Raw genomic sequence first — 17,813 nt, 5'->3', positions numbered from 1 at the left:
CGAAGGTGCGCTGCAGGTAGCCCGGCTGCTGCATCTCGGCGCGCGTCGCCGCCCGGGCCATCTGCCGCGGGTCGTCGGACTGCGGCCGTTCCGAGGCGGGCAGCGTCTGGGTCATCTCCTGGAGCACCTGCTGGCGCTGCTGCGGGGTGAGCTGAGAGAACGCCTGGGCGTGCGCCTCCTCGATCCGCTCCGGAGGAGCCGTGCGCAGTAGGTACCGGTAACGGGCGATGGCCGCTCGGTCCTGCGCCGTGGCGCCGGTGGTGGAGTCCTGAGGACCGTTGGCATACCCCTGCCGACCGTTCCCCTGCTGCTGGTACTGCTGCGGGTAGTCCTGCTGCTGGTTCCGCTGCTCCGGGGTCTCCCGGCCGAGCAGCCTGTCGAGGAATCCCATGTCCACTCCTTCTGGGGGCCTGAGTCGAGGTCGCCGGTCGAGATCGGCGTGGTCACGGCTCCATCCGTCCAACGACCCACATCCCGAGCGGTTCCCGGGAAACGTCCAGAGAACCTCTCAGACCGCGCCCAGGGATGCCAGTCGAGGTCACTGGCAGCGGCGGACCGCCAGCATGGCGACGTCGTCGTCGTGACGGGCCGGTCCCACCCGGCGCACCCGTCGGGCGACCCGTTCGAGGAAGGTATGCAGGTGGTCGCGGTCCTCGGCGACCGAGTGGCGGACCACGGCGGTGAGGCGGTCGACGCCGGCATCGAGGTCCTCGTCGCGGCGCTCGACGAGACCGTCCGTGTAGAGCAGGACGACGCCGCCGCGAGGCAGGTAGACCGGCTGGGGGCGGCGATCGACGTCCCCGACCCCGAAGGCCGGCCAGACGGTGACCTGCCAGCGGACGGGCGTGCCGTCCAGGCCCACGAGCAGAGGCGGCGGGTGCCCGGCGACGAGCACGTCGGCGCTGTCGGTCTCGCCGCCGAAGGCCATCAGGACCAACGTGACCAGCGGCTGCTCGCTGGACAGGGCCAGCATCCGGTCCAGCCCGGCGGCCACGGCTCGCAGGTCTGGGTCCGCCGCCACCAGGGCCCGGACCGCCGCCTGCAGGCGCGCGGCGGTCGCGGCCGCGTCCACGCCGCGACCCATGACATCCCCGATCACCGCGACATATCGGTCGGTCATCAGGTCGATGACGTCGAAGAAGTCGCCGCCGACCTCGGCGCGGCCGGACGGCTGGTAGAGCGTGGCGAGGTCCCAGCCCTTCAGCTCCGGGAGCCGCTGCGGCAGCAGGGCGTGTTGCAGCGTCTCGGCCGCTCGCTGCGTCTGCGAGAAGAGGTCGGCGTTGTCGATGGCGAGCGCGGCACGGCGGGCGAGGTCCTCGGCGAAGACGATGTCCTCGGCGGTGTACTGCCGACTGCCTGAGGCGAGCGACATCGTCCCGGTGGTGCGGCCACGGGCGACGAGCGGGACGACGATCACCGACTGCAGGGCGAGCTGCTCGGCGAGCGCGATGAGCTCCGGGTCCTGCGACACCCGCTGGATGAGCTCCACGGTCACCGGCGAGTAGAGCTGGCTGCGGCCAGTCCGGGCGACGGCGTAGGACCCCACCTCGGCGTTCGGGTTCGTGGGGACCCGCGTCATCAGCTGGTGCGCGGCCGCCGCGAGCTCGGGGTCGCTGTGCGCCACGACCAGCGTGTGCAGCCGGCCATCCTCCAGCAGCTGGACGGCGCACCAGTCGGCGACCGACGACACCGCCAGCTCGGCGACCGTTTGCATGGTGGCGTGGTGGTCGAGGCTGCGGGCCAGCTGCTCCGACGCCGACGAGAGGAACTCGATCCGCCGCAGTCGCTCCGCGCTGCTGGCCTCCGCCCGGAGCCGCAGGACGGTCTGCGTGCAGACGTCGGCGGCGATGTGGAGCAGCTCGATCTCCTCCATCTCGGGCCGCGGGGCCGGCGCGTCGAACCGGAGCGCAAGCGCCCCGAAGGCCTGGTCCTCACCGCTACGGAGCGGGAACGCGAGCATCGCCACGGTGTCGCTTCCCGCGAGGTTCGGATACGCCGCGGCCAGCTCCTCGCTGTCGAGAAGGAGCACCGGTTGGCCGGTGAGGATCGCGTCGCAGATCGGCACCGGCTCGGAGAGCGGGAACCGGCCGGCCGCCAGCTCCGGGACCAGGGGGGTACCGCGCAGCCCGAGGGTGACGAGGTCGTCGCCATCGCGCAGGGCGAGCATGGTCACGCTGGCCGACACGGCATCGCCGACGAGGCGCGTGATGATGTCGGTGACGGTGTCGAGGTCGGTGGCGGCGGAGAGGTCGCGCGTCACCCGGCCGAGCCGGGTGAACCGCTGCAGCTCCATGGGTGCTCGCCCTCTTTCCGGGCTCGGCCCGCTCGACAACCATCGGGGTATGCGCGTGACCGGCGGCCCCGAGCGCGCCGTACGAGCGGATCCCAAACGCTAATCGGGTGGACGAGTCCGCCGAGAGTGATTGGCGATGTTCGGGGGAAAGACGGTGATCTGTCCCGGTGGAGGTGCCGCCGGCATACCCGTGGTCGGACGTCTGGGGTCCGACCGGGCGGTGTCCGGGCCGCTACGCCGCGTAGGCCCGCGAGACCGCCGTGTCGAGCTCACCCGACGGCCAGCGGGCAGCCAGCAGCACCGTCGCGCCGAGGCAGATCACGGCGCACATCGTGACCGCGGAGGCGGGGTTGGTCAGCTCCGAGAACCAGCCCGCGACGAGGTAGGAGCAGCCGGCCGCGGTGACCGACAGGGCGCCGCCGAGCCCGAACACGGCACCCCGGCGGTTGTCCGGCGTCACCAGGGAGAACGTGGACTGCAGCGGCAGCATGAACGCCTGCAGCGTTCCGGCCACGAACCAGAGCATGGCCGTCACGACGATCGGCGGCCGGAACGCGGTGAACAGCAGGGGAACCGGCATGGCCAGCGCCATGGCGATGATCCGTCCGTTGGAGACGTGCGGCTCCCACCGGCTCACGACGACGACACCGACCGCCGCTCCCGCGATGGGACAGGCCATCAGCAGCCCCCCGAACCCGGGGCTGCCCGCATACGGAAGGGCGACCGCCTCGGGCGCGGAGATGCCGAGGGTCGCGACCAGGCTGAGCCCCAACAGCCGGCGCAGGACGCGGTGCCGCGTGACCACCCCGGCGGCCGTCCCGAGGTCGGCGAGGAAGCCGGAGAGGCCGGGCCGCGGTTCGCCCGGTACCGGGCGGGCGGAGACCACGAGGGCGACGACCGCGGCGGAGATGACGAAGGTCGCGAAGTCCAGCGCAAGCCCCCGGACCGGCCCCAGCGCGAGCACGATGATCCCACCGAGCGCGAAGCCGAGGGCCTGGTTGGCCTGCTCCGCGAGGGCCGACAGCCCCATCGCCCGCAGGAACACGCGCCGGTCGGCGAAGAGGTCGGTCATGAGGACCAGCTGGGCCGCGGACGCTGGGCCGCCGAGCGTCTCGAGCACGAACAGCGCGACGAGCAGGACCGGCACCGGAGCCTCGACCGACACGGCCCAGATCAGCACGAGCACCATGGCAGCGCGGCTGACGTGGGAGGCGATGAGCACGTACTTGTACGGGACGCGGTCGGCGATCGGCCCGAGCACGCTGCGCCCGAAGATCGACGGCACCAGGCTGACGGCGAGCGTCGTCGCGGTGGCGAGGGGCGACTGCGTGCGGTCGTAGACCACGGCGGCAACGGTCAGCCGCGCGATGTAGTCGCCCCACGTGGAAAGGCTGGCGGCGATGAAGAGCGAGAGATACCCACGGACCGCGAACACCTGGGAGAGCGGCGGCATGGACGTCTGATTTGTCCCGTGCCCCGACACCCGGCCGACGGTACAGGTCACGGCCGCGGCGGGGCTACTCCAGACCGTTGTTGACCACTGCTGCCTGGTCCTGGCGGCTCTGGTAGAAGTTCTGGTCTGTCGCGGCCCGGCTGCGGCGGGCAACGCGCAGGTAGTCCTCCTCGAGCGTCGACTGCGCACCGGGTGGCCGGCCGATGATCCGGCCGATACCGTCGGCGTCGCGCATATCGGCCGGGACCGACTCGACCGGCCGCCCTCGCCAGAGCACGGAGGCGTTGCGCAGGGACGCCGCGAGGCGCCAGCCGGTCCGCAGGCTGCGAGCGTCGGGGGCTGAGAGCTGCCCGGCGGCCTCGGCCGCGTCGAGCCCGGCCATCGTGCTCGGGGTGCGCAGCGCAGGGTCGGCGGCGGCGTGCTGGAGCTGGACCAGCTGGACCGTCCACTCGACGTCGGTGAGACCGCCGAGACCGAGCTTGAGATGCGTTCGCTTGTCGCCGCCCCGGGGCAGCCGCTCCGCCTCGACGCGGGCCTTCATCAGCCGGATGTCGCGGACCTGCGCGGCGGTGAGCCCGCCCGCGGGGTACCGAACCGGCTCGATGACGTCCATGAACGCCTGGCCCAGGTCGGGGTCTCCCCCGACCGGCCGGGCCCGCAGCAGGGCCTGGAACTCCCACGTCGCCGCCCAGCGCTGGTAGTAGGTCGTGTACGCGGCGAGGCTGCGGACCAGCGGGCCGGCCTTGCCCTCGGGACGCAGGTCGTTGTCCAGGGTGAGCTGCGGGTCCGGGCCGGTAGGCCCGAAAAGGCGGCGCATCTCCTGGACGACGAGCACCGCCCGGCGCTGGGCCTCCTCGTCGGACACCTCACCGGTGGCCCGGTGGACGAAGATCACGTCGGCGTCCGACGCATACCCCATCTCGCGGCCGCCGAGGCTGCCCATCCCGATGGCCGCCATAGCGGTGCCGAGCGCCGACCCGACCTGCTCCTCCACCTTGCGCACGGCGATCTCGAGGACGACGTGGATGATCGCCGACGTGAGGTCGGACAGCGAGCGGCCGACCGCGGCGAGGTCGATCTCGTGGGCGAGGTCGGCGATGGCGATCCGGAGCAGCTCGTGCCGGCGCAGCTGCATCACCGACGCCGTGGCCGCGTCCGCGTCCGGCCTTCGTCCCGCCGCGCTGCCGAGGGTGAGCCGGAGCTGCTCCAGGGCGCGCGGGGTCAGGCCGCCCGCCTCCCCGAGGATCGCGACCGACTCCGGCGAGCGCACGAGGAGGTCCGCCGCGTAGCGGCTGCGACCCAAGGTCCTGGCGAGGCGCTCGGCCGACGAGCCCTCGTCCCGGAGCATCTTGAGGTACCAGTGGATGGTGCCGAGCTCCTCGCTGACCCGACGGAAGGCCAGCAGGCCGGCGTCCGGGTCCGCTTCGTCGGCGAACCAGCCGAGCATCACCGGCAGCAGGGTCCGCTGGATCGCGGCCCGCCGCGTCACGCCCGAGGTGAGCGACTCCAGGTGGCGCATCGCGCCGGCCGGGTCGCGGAACCCGAGCGCGGCGAGGCGGGCCCGGGCGGCCTCCGGCGTCAGCGAGGTGTCGGCGGACGTGAGCTTGGCGGCGGCGTTGAGCAGCGGCCGGTAGAACAGCCGCTCGTGGATGCGCCGGACCTCGCGGGACCGTGACGCACGCAGCTCGACGACCTCCTTGGCGGGGGTGACCCGCAGCCCGATGGCCCGGCCGAGACGCCGTAGCTCGGTCTCGCTGGTGGGCATGAGGTGCGTCCGGCGCAGGCGGTAGAGCTGGATCCGGTGCTCGAGAGTCCGCAGCAGTCGGTAGGCCTCGCCCAGGGTCAGCGCGTCCTCGCGGCCGATGTAGCCGCCCTTCGCGAGCGCCGACAGACCCTCCAGCGTGGTCGCGGACCGCAGGGACGGGTCGCCGCGCCCGTGCACCAGCTGCAGCAGCTGAACGGAGAACTCGACGTCGCGCAGACCACCGCGGCCGAGCTTGAGCTGCCGGTCCGCTTCGGCGGCCGGGACGTGCTGCTCGACACGCCGGCGCATCGCCTGGACGTCCTCGACGAAGTGGTCGCGGCCCGCGGCGTCCCAGACCAGCGGCTGGATCGCCTCCTTGTAGGCCTTCCCGACCTCCAGGTCCCCGGCCGACACCCACGCCTTCAGCAGGGCCTGGAACTCCCAGGTCTTCGCCCAGCGCTCGTAGTAGGTCCGGTGGCTGGCGATGGTCCGCACCAGTGGTCCGGACTTGCCCTCGGGGCGGAGGGCGGCGTCGACCGGCCAGAGGGTGCCCTCGCCGGTGTTGGCGGAACAGGCTCGCATCATGCCGGTGGCCAGGGCGGTGGCGACGGTGATCGCGCGGTCCTCGTCGACGCCTTCAGCCGGCTCGGCGACGAAGATGACGTCGACGTCGGACACGTAGTTCAGCTCGCCACCGCCGGTCTTTCCCATCCCGATCACGGCGAGCCGGGCGTCCTCAGCCCCGGGGCCGTACTCCTCCCGAGCGATGGCCAGCCCGGCCCCCAGGGCCGCCTCGGCGAGCCACGACAGCTGCTCCCCGGCCGTCGGCATGTATCCCACGGGGTCCGACGACGTGAGGTCGAGCGCGGCGATGCTCAGCAGCTCGCGCCGGTAGGCGATGCGAAGGGCGTCGTATGCCGTTCGCTCCCCCCGTTCCTCCGGCCCGACCGCGGCGACCAGGCTCTCCCGGAGACCGGCGGCGGTGGGCGGGGTCGCGTCGGCCACGCAGCGCCAGTGGTCGGGATGTCCGACGAGGTGGTCGACCAGGGCGATGGAGCCGCCGAGGACGGCGACCAGCCGGTGGCGCGCCGGTCCGGGTCGCCGGAGGGCGACGAGCAGCGCGGCACCGTCATCATCGCGGTCCGGGACGGGACGGCCGTTCTCGGGGAGGTTCCTGGCGCGGGCCCGGGCTCCGCGGTCGCGCAGCGACTCCATCAGCCGGACGAGTCCCAGCAACGCCTGGTCGGGGTCGGCGGCCGCGCTGAGGGCGTCGGGCAGGCCGTCGTGGAAGACGTCGTCGAGCGGGTCCGCGAAGCCCGTGAGCGCCCGGTCCTGAAGGAGTGCCTCGGCCCGGCTGGGGTCGGCGAAACCGAGCCGGGCGAGCTGCCCGCCGGCCGTCGTGGCCCGCGTCGTCACCGACTCGCCGCCGCTAGAGACGCGGCAGGTAGCGGTCGAGCTCGAACTGGGTCACCTGGCCACGGTAGTCCTCCCACTCCGCCCGCTTGTTGCGCAGGAAGAAGTCGAAGACGTGCTCGCCCAGCGTCTCGGCGACGAGCTCGCTGCGCTCCATCACCTCGAGCGCGCGGCCCAGTGAGAGCGGCAGCGGCTCGATGCCCATGGCCCGTCGCTCGGAGTCGGTGAGGTTCCAGACGTCGTCCTCGGTCTCCGGCGGGACCTCGTACCCCTCCTCGATGCCCTTGAGCCCGGCGTTGAGGATCACCGCGAACGCGAGGTAAGGGTTGCACGCCGCGTCGAGCGAGCGCATCTCGACGCGCGTCGACTGGCCCTTGCTCGGCTTGTACATGGGGATCCGGATCAGCGCGGACCGGTTGTTGTGGCCCCAGGTGATGTACTCCGGGGCCTCGCCCCCGCCCCAGAGCCGCTTGTAGGAGTTGACCCACTGGTTGGTCACTGCGGTGATCTCGGCGCCGTGCCGGAGTAGGCCGGCGACGAACTGCCGCCCGGTCTTGCTCAGCTGGTAGGGCGCGCCGGCCTCGTAGAACGCGTTGGTGTCGCCCTCGAACAGGCTGAGGTGCGTGTGCATCCCGGAGCCCGGGTACTCCGCGAAGGGCTTCGGCATGAAGGTCGCGTAGATGCCCTGCTCCAGCGCCACCTCCTTGACGACCGTCTTGAACGTCATGATGTTGTCCGCGGTGGTGAGCGCGTCCGCATACCGCAGGTCGATCTCGTTCTGACCCGGCGCGCCCTCGTGGTGGCTGAACTCGACCGAGATGCCCATCGCCTCGAGCATGGTGATCGTGGCACGGCGGAAGTCGTGGCTGTTGCCGTGCGGGACGTGGTCGAAGTAGCCCGCGTCGTCCACCGGCTTCGGCTTGCGCCCCTTCTTCCAGCTCTCTTTGATGAGAAAGAACTCGATCTCCGGGTGGGTGTAGAAGGTGAAGCCCAGCTCACCGGCCCGCCACAGGGCCCGGCGCAGCACCTGGCGGGGGTCGGCGAAGCTCGGCGATCCGTCGGGCATCTGCAGGTCGCAGAACATCCGCGCGGTGCCCGGGGACTCACCGCGCCACGGCAGCACCTGGAAGGTCGCCGGGTCGGGCTTGGCCAGCATGTCCGCCTCGAAGACCCGCGCGAACCCCTCGATGGCCGACCCGTCGAAGCCGATTCCCTCGGAGAACGCCCCCTCGAGCTCGGCCGGGGCGACAGCCACCGACTTCAGCGTGCCGATCACGTCGGTGAACCACAGCCGGACGAAGCGGATGTCGCGCTCCTCGATGGTGCGGAGCACGAACTCTTGCTGGCGGTCCATGGGTCGATCCTGCCGCACGCGGGTGTGGCCGGAGTGACCCACCCGCAGGCTGGACGCGGTGTCCCCGTCGTGTGCCACCCTCGACCGATGACGGAGTCGCCCACCTCGACCCTGCACGCCTACCTCGGCTACCCCGACGCCGTGGCCGCGATCGACTTCGTCCAGCGTGGTCTCGGTTTCCGCCTGGTCCGCCGATGGCCAGACGAGGGCGCTACGGTCGCCCACGCCGAGCTGCGGCGCGGGGACGCGGCCATCACTCTCTTCACCGACGAGACCGGTTACGAGCGGCCGCCGCGCAAGGGAGACACCTGCGGCATCGGGCTCTACATCGCGGTCGCCACCAGTGACGACGTCGACGAGCGGTATGCGTCGGCCACCGCCGCGGGCGGCACCGGCGTGTGGGTCCCGGAGCAGAGCGAGTGGAACTACCGGTGCCGGGTCGTCGACCCACAGGGCGTCCAGTGGACGCTGGGCACCTACCGCCCGGGCGAGCCGGCCGCCGGGTAGCCGACGGCGGGACGTGACTCAGACGCTGCTGGTCAGGTCGACCCACGTCCGCGACCCGTCCAGCGGGGAGAGGCTCCGCACGCGCATCCCCGGGTGCAGTCGGTCGTCGCGTCGGTACAGGTCGAGCAACCGCTGCTCCGCCTCGAGGTCGCCGGCGTCGGCGGCGACGAGGAGGGCCGCCACCTCGTCGACGTAGGCCACCTCGTCGTCCTGGGTGCCGGGCCCGCCGCACATCCCCCAGTCGTCCCAGAGCAGCATCTCGTCGCCGAACCGGTGAGCGACCTCCTGGACGACGTAGTTGCGGACCATCCAGGCTCCCCGGACGTCCGGGACCGACTCGTCGACCCCGTAGCGCTCCACGTCGATCCGGCCGGCCCGGTGGGCGCGCCACACCTCGGCGGCGGTCTCGAAGCCGGCGCCCTCCCCCGTGTCGAGGTCGAGCGGATCGGGGATCCCTTCGCTCCGTTCGGCTACCTCCGGTTCGAACCGGCGCCAGCGGCCGTCGTCCCACACCTCAGGGACGACATGGTCGTGGTGCCACCGGGGGACGAAATAGCCCGCGAACCCGATGCGGCTCCGCGCCGGGACTCCATGCTGCCGGAGGATCGCGACGGACACCAGGGCGAAGTCGCGACAGCACCCCTGGACCCGGGTGGTCGGGGTGCGCGGGACCGACAACGGCTCCGGATGGCGCTCCTGGTCGTGGCCGAGGATGGCCGAGACCCAGCGGGAGCCGATCTCGCCGGCCGTCTCGACCGGGAGGTCCTCCCCGGACGCCCGGTAGTGGATGACGACGTTGCGAGCGACCTCCCCGACCACGGCGAGGTCCGGGACCACCCCGTCGAGCAGGGGCGCGTACGGCCCCGGGTCGGAGAACCGGGAGTGGGCTCCGTGATCGACGACGGACGGCGCGCCGGTGGTCACCGGAGGACCGCCTGCGCGCTGTTGTGGCCTGGTATGCCGCTCACCCCGCCGCCGCGGCGCGCGCCTGCCCCGCACACCGTCACCCTCGGATGGATCGTCTCGACGCCCCAGGTCCCGACCTCCTCGGGTCGCTGCGCCCAGGGCCACTGCAGCGGCCGGTGGAAGATGTTGCCGCCCGGCAGGCCGAGGTCCCGCTCCAGGTCGGCCGGCGTCCGTACCTCGAGGCAGGGGTTCCCGTGGGCGTCGCGGGCGAGGACGTCGGCCAGCGGCTCGTCCAGAACCGAGTCCAGGGCGCGGAGGACGGCCCGTGTCGCTTCGTCGCGGCGGACCGCCTGGCGGCCGCCCGAGCGCCCCCGGAACAACCGCGCCGGGAAGTGCAGCCCGAACAGGGTCAGCGTCTGGGCGTCCGACGCGGCAAGGTCGGGACCGAGGATGCTGCGGTCCGAGAGTGTGTGGCAGTAGACCTCGCACGGGGCCAGGGCCGGGATCCGGCCGCTGTCGGCGACGGCGTGGGCGTCCTGGAGGTGGGCCATCCCCTCATGGACGTGGAGCGTGCCGGCGAACGCGACTCGGGGGTCGACTGTGCGGTCCTTCAGCCGCGGGAGCCGGGTAAGCAGGAGGTTGACCTTGAGCTGGGCACCTTCCGGCGGCGGCTCGTCACCGGAGACGGGCGCCGACCCGGACGCCGACAGCAGCGCGTCCAGTCCGGCCGGGGCCAGGCCGGCGTGGACGTGGCCGCGTGACCGGTGCTCACGGTCGCCCAGGCGCCAGACGACCTCGCCGTCTCCGTCGACGGAGACGACGTCGGCGTCGGTGACGAGCTCGGCACCCGCGCCGACCGCCGCCTTCGCCAGCGCGTCGGTCACGGCGCCCATGCCACCCACCGGCACGTCCCAGTCGCCGGTGCCACCGCCCATCTGGTGGTAGAGGAAGCAGATGTTCTGGGCCAGCGACGGGTCGTCGAGGTCGGCGAACGTCCCGATGAGGGCGTCGGTGGCGACGATCCCGCGGACGGTGTCGTCGGCGAACGTGGCACGCAGCAGCGCGCCGAGCGGCGCCGCGGTGAGAGCTTCCCACAGCTCGTCGTCGGCAACCAGCCGTCGCACGTCGTCGGCCGACCGTAGTGGCTCCAGCACGGTTGGCCAGAGCCGCTGTGCCACCTGCGCCACTCGGGGGTAGAACCGTTGCCACGCAACGTAGTCCACGTCGTCGCCCAGCGCCGCGACGAACGAGGCCCGGGTGGCGTCGGGGTCGCCGGCGTCGACGAGCAGGCCGCGAGTCGGGTCGGCGGCCAGGGGTGTGTACGACGCGTACCGGCGCCGCACGAGACGGACGTCCAGGTCGAGGTCCTCGACCACCCGTCGAGGGAGCAGCGAGACGAGGTACGAGTAGCGCGAGAGCCGGGCCTCGACGCCCGGGAACGGCGCCGCCGAGACCGCGGCTCCGCCGGGGTGGTCCAGCCGCTCGAGGACGAGAACGCGCCGCCCGGCGCGCGCGAGGTAGGCGGCCGCCGTCAGCCCGTTGTGGCCGGCACCGACGACGACGTCGTCGTAGGTCGAGACGCCCATCGACCGATCCTGCCAGAGATGCGCGACCGGCCCCCGGGAGCGTCCCGGGGGCCGGCTGCGTTTCGTGCGGGAGTGGTGGTGCTCAGCCGGCGAAGGCCACGTGGACCTGCAGCTCGTTGCCGCCGTCCCTCGTGTGCGTCACTGTCATGGACGTACCGGTTCCGGCCACCCTGACCGAGTTCCACGGGTTCGCGGAGCTCCAGTACTTGTTCGGGTTCGTGTCGTCGAAGACCGGGATGCCGGGCGACGACGGAACCGTCACGGGAACGCCGTTGCGGTGGAAGGTCACCGCGTCGGTGGCCTCCTGACCGAAGGTCGCGTCGAACGGCTGCCGGCGGTTGCCGAGCTTGACGCCGTCCGGGAACGTGATCGGCGCGGGCCGCGCGTCGACCGGCAGCACCAGGCCGGCACCGGGGTGCGTGATCGTGTTGTTGTCGTTGTACGCGTAGTCGACGTAGCTGACGAGCAGACCGTTCTGGTAGGGGAACCGCTCGACCCAGTCCGGCCGGGTGTTCGCAAAGCCGACGTTGTACGGTCCGGTCTTCAGCGTCTCGTCGTAGCCGGTGTAGGTCCGGTTCTCCGTGATGTAGTAGCGCGGCGTGGTCTTCTCGACCGTCCCGGAGATGACCGTGAAGCCCTTGGCCGTCCACGCGCCCGCGCTCGCCTCGACATCGTCGACCGGGCCGGCCACGCCGTCCTTGGTCACCGTGATGTCGTCGATGAACGCGTCCTTACTCAGTCTTTACGAAGGTTGCTGTGGCACACCCCATGCTCGACGTTGGGGCCGGTCGACGAGCGGCCGCCCCCAACTAGGCTCGAACCATGGCGCAGCTGCGACTCGCATTGGCCCAGGTCAACCCGGTGTTGGGCGACCTCGCCGGGAACGCCCGGATGATCCGTGACCGGGTGGCCGAAGCCGCCGCCGCCGGAGCGCACCTGGTCGCGTTCCCCGAGATGGTGCTCACCGCATACCCGGTCGAGGACCTCGCGCTGCGGGAGTCCTTCGTCGAGGCGAGCCGCCGCGCGCTGGTCCGGCTGGCAGCCGACCTGGCCACCGACGGGTACGCCGACCTGCCGGTGGTCGTCGGCTACCTCGACCGCGCGGACGAGAATGCCCTCGATGGCGACCCGGGCCGAACCCTCCCCCAGAACTGTGCGGCGGTCATCCATGGCGGCCGGGTCGTCGGCCGCTACGCGAAGCACCACCTGCCCAACTACGGCGTCTTCGACGAGTACCGGATCTTCGCGCCCGGCGAGTCGCTCACCGTGGTCCGGATCCGCGGCGTCGACGTGGCCATCGCCATCTGCGAGGACCTGTGGCAGGAAGGCGGGCCGGTCGCGCAGACCCGCGACGCGGGCGCCGAGCTGCTGCTCGTCATCAACGGCTCGCCCTACGAGCGGGAGAAGGACGATACCCGGCTCGAGCTGGTCCGGCGACGCGCGGCACAGGCCGGGTGCACGCTCGCCTACCTCAACATGGTCGGCGGCCAGGACGAGCTCGTCTTCGACGGCGACTCGATGGTGGTCGGGACCGACGGCGTCGTGCTCGCGCGCGGCCCGCAGTTCGTCGAGTCGCTCGTCGTCGTGGACCTGCAGATGACGCCGTCGACGGTCGACGACGCGGCACTGCCGGAGGGCGTGGTTCACGTCGTCGTGTCGTCCGAGCCGGCCGACCGGTATGCGCCCGTGGACCCTCCGATGTACCCACGGCTCGACCCGGTCGAGGAGGTGTGGCGCGCGGTCGGGCTCGGGCTGCGGGACTACGTGCGAAAGAACGGGTTCCGCAAGGTCCTGCTCGGGGTGTCCGGCGGGATCGACTCGACGGTCGTGGCGACCATTGCCGCGGACGTGCTCGGCGGCGAGAACGTCGTGGCGATCAGCAACCCGAGCAAGTACTCGTCGGACGGCTCCAAGGACGACGCCGCCGAGCTGGCCAAGAACCTCGGCCTGGACTACCGGGTCGTCCCGATCCAGCCGATGGTCGACCCGTTCCTCGCGTCCCTCGGACTCACCGGAGTCGCCGAGGAGAACCTCCAGGCGCGCGTCCGGGGCGTCATCTGGATGGGCATCTCCAACCAGGAAGGCCCACTCGTCCTCGCCAACTCCAACAAGAGCGAGGTGTCAGTCGGGTACTCGACGATCTACGGCGACAGCGTGGGCGGGTTCGCCCCGATCAAGGACGTGCCGAAGACCTTGGTGTGGGAGCTTGCCAGCTGGCGCAACCGGTATGCGGAGGCGCGCGGCGAGCCGCCCCCCATTCCGGAGGCGACAATCACCAAGCCGCCGTCGGCCGAGCTGCGCCCGGGCCAGACCGACCAGGACTCCCTGCCGCCCTACGAGATCCTCGACGCGATCCTCGCCGGCTACGTCGGGGTGGCCCATGGGCGCGAGCGGCTCATCGCCGACGGCTTCGACCCGGCAACGGTGGACAGGGTGATCCAGCTCGTCGACCGCGCGGAGTGGAAGCGTCGCCAGTTCGCCCCCGGCCCGAAGATCTCACCGCTGGCGTTCGGCAAGGACCGACGGCTGCCGATCACCAGCCGCTGGCGGGAAGAGGGCGAGGACCGGTCGTGACGACACCCCGCCAGACGCCCGTGACGTTGCGGCCTTGGTCGGCCGACGACCTGCCGTTGCTCGAACGGAACAACGCACCCGAGATGACCGTCCACCTCGGTGGACCCGAGTCGCCGGAGAAGGTGAGTGACCGGCACGAGCGCTACCTACGCCACTGGCTCGACGGGACGGCCTGGATGTTCACCGCCCGGGTCGACGACGAACCGGTGGGCCTGGTCGGCTACTGGAACACCACCCACGAGGGCCGGGACGTGTTCGAGTGTGCCTACGGGATCCTGCCCGAGTTCCAGGGTCGCGGTCTCGCGGCGGCGGCGATGCAGACCTGCCTGGCCCACGCCGCGCTGCACGGGACGCGCGACGACGTCTACGCCTACCCGAAGGTCACGAACGGGCCCAGCAACGCACTCTGCGAGCGGCTCGGGTTCGTCCTCGAGGGCGAGCAGGACTTCGAGTACCCCAAGGGGCATCCCATCCGTGCGAACGCGTGGCGGTATGCGTTGGGCCCGCTCCGGGAGGCGACGTCGGGCACCGACGGCGCGTAGCAGCAGCGGCGAGGGCGGTCCGACGCAGCTCGTCCGGCCTGACACTCTCGTCGGGTGCGCGCAGGTTTCGTACGTGGCGCGCAGGATTCAACGTCCGCGCGGCGTCGCCAACCTGCGCGCGACGGGCTTGAATGTCCTGCGCGCCGACCTCCCCGCCTGGCGAGAGCGGTTCACAAGGTCCGCGCAGACCTTGTGGTCAGAGCGCAGACCGTGCACCGTGTGCGCGTTGATCACCACATCTGCGCAGACCCTGAGCGGGTGCGCGCAGACAGCATGCGCGCGGTCAGCAACCTGCGCGCGCCGCCCAGGACGACTCTGAGCCCCCACCACCGGCTGGCGCTCAGGTGGTGATCGCAAACCCGCCGCTCGGTAGGTGGACACCGTTGTGCCCCACCGGGTTGCGCCGGCCTCCCTCGGGCGTCCATGCCCAGCCGGTCCCCGGCGCCAGCGGCGACACGGACGTCGGGGAGGTGCTCGAGTTGACGTAGAGGACCGCCGGGGTCGCGGACCCTCGCGCGTACGAGACGGTCGTGACGAGCGGTTGCAGCATCAGGGCGTCGAGCTGCAGGTCTCCGGTCGTCTCGACCACCAGGCTGATCGACCCGGCGGGCAGGCTGCGGGAGAGGGGGAAGGGTTTGAGGAGGCCGTCGGCCTGGACGACCCCGGTGTCGCGCAGACCGCCGTTGTCCACGCGACCGAGCAGCGTCCGTCGACCGCGGGCGTTGACGGCCGTGTAGGTGCTCGTGCCGTGGCTTCCTGGCCGCCGGTTGACGATGGGGTGGACGAGCGCGCCGTCGTGTCCGGAGACGTCGAGCGTGACCGTGCCGCCAGACGGCACGGCGACGTAGGCGGCGCCCGACCAGTTCGCGGCGCCGGTCCAGGCCGACGGCGGATGCATGACGGCCGCCCCGGAGGCGAGCACACCGTTCTCGGCCTCGAGGACGCGGAGCCCGTCGAAGGAGTAGCCGGTGATCGACGCGGCGAGGGCCGCCGCGACCGGATGGGCGTCGAGGGCGAGCATGGCGAGCAGGCCGTGGATGGTCGACTCGGCGCCGGAGTTGGCATTGATCCGGCCGTCCACCTCGACCCCGTCGAACGTCGCCCCGGTGGCCGGGTCGTAGGTCGCCCGCCCACTGGTGTTCGCGCCGAAGAACCAGCCCGCGGCGACCCCGCCCATGGTCAGAAAGCCCGGCGAGGAGGTGAGGTCCGCCGCCGCCAGCAGCCCGGAGACCCGTCCCTCGGCGCCGTAGGCGATCTGGGCCTCGCCGGGGACAGGGGTCCAGGAGTTGTGCGGTCCACCGGACGTCAGCACCTGGGGCGTGAACGACCCGGCGTCGGACAGACCCGCCGCGCGGAGGGTCGACCCGCCGAGCACCTGGGCCGTCCGGCACAGCGCCTGCGGTGCCTCGCCACCCCACGCGTGCCAGAAGCTCTGCGACAGCGTCCACGGCAGGAGGGCGCCGAACGGCCAGACCGCCGTGTCACCCGACCGCATCGCCGCGACGCCCTCGGCCAGCCGGCTCAGCGCCATGCGAGCGCGCTGGTCGTCGGGCTGCGCGCGCACGTAGGCGGCCAGCCCCAGACAGGCTTCGGCCGTCGCGTCGGCACCGCCGGTGATGAGCCAGGCCGGGACCCGCACGTCGTCGGCCACGAGCCACTGGCCGTAGGCGCTGAGCGAGCCGCGGTCGAGGGCGTCGAGCCCGAGGTGCAGCCGGTCGCGCAGGAACGCGGCCATCGCCGGGTCGGCGCCTTGGAAGGCGGCGTAGCCCTCCCCCACGGCCCACAGCGTCCGCGCCAGCCAGTACGACTCGGCCGAGTCGGAGGGGTTGGGCGAGTCCGCCGGCTGCGGCGTGAGGTTGAGGGTGCCGTCGGCCTGCATCCACAGGGCGACGTTGCCCGCATTCGGCCCGGTGGCGTCCTGGAGGTAGGTCAGCGTGCGGAGCAGACCCCGGGCATCGGCCAGCGCTCCGGCGGCCCCCTGCGTCGCGGCCCGCACGAAGACCACGGCCGCGCGGGCGATGTCGTCGGCGTTGTAGGCGCCTTGCGACCAGTACCCGGTCGTAGCGTCGAGCGACCCGCCACCGATCCTCGTCCACCCGCCGCCCGCATTGGCGTTGGCGTAGGTCCACGGGGCCACGCCCATGGGGTTCGCGGCGACGTCGATCGTCGTGTGGAGCGCACTGGGCGCCAGGCGGACGTCGTCGAGCAGCCAGCGCAGGTGGGCGAGGTTCGTCAGTGGTGTCACGGGTGTCGGAGCTGCGGCCGTGGTCGCGGCGGATGCCGGTGCGGCGGCACCGACGGCACCGACGGCGAGACCGCTTCCGGCAAGGGCGGCCGTGGCGGTGATGAACGAACGGCGGGTGATCATCGGGCGCTCCGTTGCGGTCGTGGGTTCTGAGAAGGTGTCCGGCGGCCCGGCCGGTCAGCCGGGAAGGACCTGCGACCAGCGGTCGCCTGGGACGAACGTGGCGACACCGAGGGTGGAGTCCGACTGGCCGTAGTAGGCGAGCCACCGGTCGCGGAACCACACCAGGCCCTCGACGAAGGTGACATTGTCGACCAGCCCGTGGCGCTCCTCGTGGGTGAGGGGCTCGATCCAGGGCCGGGTGAGCTCGGCGAGCACCTCCTGGGGGCGCTCGGGATGCACGAGGAGCTGGCCGGCGGTGTAGCGGACCGACCCGTCGGGGTCCTTGACCGCTGCGTTGTGGACCAGCAGCACCAGCCCGTCGTCGGTCAGCAGAGGCGGTGGACCGACCTCGACCAGGAAGTCGGTGAAGGTGCCGGGCCGTGGCGCCATGAGCGGCGGGTCGATGTCCGACGTCGTCGGCGTCCAGTGCAGGAGGTCTCGCGACGTCGCGGCCCAGATGGAGCCCTCACCGAAAAGCATCAGGTAGTGGTCGCCGACCCGCTCGCGGAGGATCCCGCCGGCCTTGGACCAGGCGCCGGTCTCGCCCCGCCCCTGCGGCTGGAAGGTGTCGAAGTCGGGGAAGAGCGGACCGTGCTTGGTCCACGTATGCAGGTCACTGGAGGTGGCCAGACAGAGCAGCGAACGGTCCCGGTCCCAGCCGGAGTAGGTGAGGTAGTACGTGCCGTCGACCTCGGTGACCCGCGGGTCCTCGACGCCGAACCGGTCGTAGTCCTCGCTCGGTGAGAGCACCGGCTGGGGTTCGCGTTCGAACACGTACCCGCCGTCGCTCCAGGCGAGGCCGACGTGCGAGACGATGTCGTCGGCGTGGGCGCGGTAGAGCAGCGCGACTCGGTCGCCCACGACGACGGCCGCGGGGTTGTAGACGCTGCCGGACTCCCACGAGTCGCCGCGCGGCGCGAGGATCGGGTTGTGCTCATACGGCGTGAACGGCCCGAGCGGGAAGTGGACGGGACCTCTACCCGACGTGACGACCTCATCGGACGATCGCGGACGAGCGGTCTTCGTGACCATCA

The 17,813-nt window shown here is 72.0% G+C and carries 12 protein-coding genes and 1 pseudogene; 3 read left to right on the top strand and 10 right to left on the bottom strand.

The window, feature by feature from the left end; genetic code table 11:
* The 5 genes and pseudogenes from VIG79_RS02710 to glnA form a co-directional block, all read right to left on the bottom strand.
* Positions 1-391 (bottom strand): annotated as a pseudogene (locus VIG79_RS02710) (hypothetical protein); the annotation flags it as partial.
* 147 nt (positions 392-538) lie between these two features.
* Positions 539-2,293 (bottom strand): GAF domain-containing SpoIIE family protein phosphatase, encoded by a 1,755-nt coding sequence (locus VIG79_RS02705; RefSeq protein WP_331881827.1) that lies wholly within the window; start codon positions 2,291-2,293, stop codon positions 539-541.
* 232 nt (positions 2,294-2,525) lie between these two features.
* Complete coding sequence (locus VIG79_RS02700) at positions 2,526-3,746, bottom strand: MFS transporter (protein WP_331881824.1); 1,221 nt, start codon at positions 3,744-3,746, stop codon at positions 2,526-2,528.
* Between the two features lie 64 nt (positions 3,747-3,810).
* A complete protein-coding gene (locus VIG79_RS02695; RefSeq protein WP_331881822.1) occupies positions 3,811-6,906 on the bottom strand; it encodes a bifunctional [glutamine synthetase] adenylyltransferase/[glutamine synthetase]-adenylyl-L-tyrosine phosphorylase in 3,096 nt (1,031 codons plus the stop codon).
* A gap of 13 nt (positions 6,907-6,919) precedes the next feature.
* Positions 6,920-8,257 carry a type I glutamate--ammonia ligase gene (glnA, locus tag VIG79_RS02690; RefSeq protein ID WP_331881819.1) on the bottom strand — a complete coding sequence of 446 codons (1,338 nt, stop codon included), beginning with the start codon at positions 8,255-8,257 and terminating at the stop codon, positions 6,920-6,922.
* Between the two features lie 87 nt (positions 8,258-8,344).
* On the opposite strand from glnA, the gene VIG79_RS02685 reads away from it, so the two are divergent.
* On the top strand, positions 8,345-8,764 hold the full coding sequence (locus VIG79_RS02685; RefSeq protein ID WP_331881816.1) for a VOC family protein: 420 nt from the start codon (positions 8,345-8,347) through the stop codon (positions 8,762-8,764).
* An 18-nt stretch (positions 8,765-8,782) separates the two neighbouring features.
* Here VIG79_RS02685 and VIG79_RS02680 read toward each other — a convergent pair whose 3' ends face one another.
* From VIG79_RS02680 to VIG79_RS02670, 3 genes are all read right to left on the bottom strand, one after another.
* Complete coding sequence (locus VIG79_RS02680) at positions 8,783-9,688, bottom strand: transglutaminase-like domain-containing protein (protein WP_331881814.1); 906 nt, start codon at positions 9,686-9,688, stop codon at positions 8,783-8,785.
* A complete protein-coding gene (locus VIG79_RS02675; RefSeq protein WP_331881811.1) occupies positions 9,685-11,256 on the bottom strand; it encodes an NAD(P)/FAD-dependent oxidoreductase in 1,572 nt (523 codons plus the stop codon). Before VIG79_RS02675 ends, VIG79_RS02680 begins: the two co-directional genes overlap by 4 nt.
* Positions 11,257-11,338: 82 nt before the next feature.
* A complete protein-coding gene (locus VIG79_RS02670) occupies positions 11,339-11,962 on the bottom strand; it encodes a hypothetical protein (RefSeq protein ID WP_331881808.1) in 624 nt (207 codons plus the stop codon).
* A 116-nt stretch (positions 11,963-12,078) separates the two neighbouring features.
* On the opposite strand from VIG79_RS02670, the gene VIG79_RS02665 reads away from it, so the two are divergent.
* Together VIG79_RS02665 and VIG79_RS02660 are read left to right on the top strand one after the other, a co-directional pair.
* The gene (locus VIG79_RS02665) at positions 12,079-13,830 is read left to right on the top strand and encodes an NAD+ synthase (RefSeq protein ID WP_331881805.1); all 1,752 of its coding nucleotides are present in this window, start codon (positions 12,079-12,081) and stop codon (positions 13,828-13,830) included.
* On the top strand, positions 13,827-14,372 hold the full coding sequence (locus VIG79_RS02660; RefSeq protein ID WP_331881803.1) for a GNAT family protein: 546 nt from the start codon (positions 13,827-13,829) through the stop codon (positions 14,370-14,372). The genes VIG79_RS02665 and VIG79_RS02660 overlap by 4 nt, the downstream gene beginning before the upstream one ends.
* A gap of 340 nt (positions 14,373-14,712) precedes the next feature.
* Here VIG79_RS02660 and VIG79_RS02655 read toward each other — a convergent pair whose 3' ends face one another.
* Together VIG79_RS02655 and VIG79_RS02650 are read right to left on the bottom strand one after the other, a co-directional pair.
* Positions 14,713-16,740, bottom strand: a complete 2,028-nt coding sequence (locus VIG79_RS02655) for a hypothetical protein (RefSeq protein ID WP_331881801.1) — start codon at positions 16,738-16,740, stop codon at positions 14,713-14,715.
* A gap of 54 nt (positions 16,741-16,794) precedes the next feature.
* Positions 16,795-17,811: a glycoside hydrolase family 130 protein gene (locus tag VIG79_RS02650; protein ID WP_331881799.1), complete on the bottom strand. Its 1,017-nt coding sequence runs from the start codon at positions 17,809-17,811 to the stop codon at positions 16,795-16,797.
* Positions 17,812-17,813: the final 2 nt, after the last annotated feature.

This window comes from Lapillicoccus sp. (genome assembly GCF_036559105.1).
In the GTDB taxonomy this organism is placed as follows: Bacteria; Actinomycetota; Actinomycetes; order Actinomycetales; family Dermatophilaceae; genus Lapillicoccus.
This window is presented reverse-complemented; position numbering and strand designations above follow the sequence as displayed.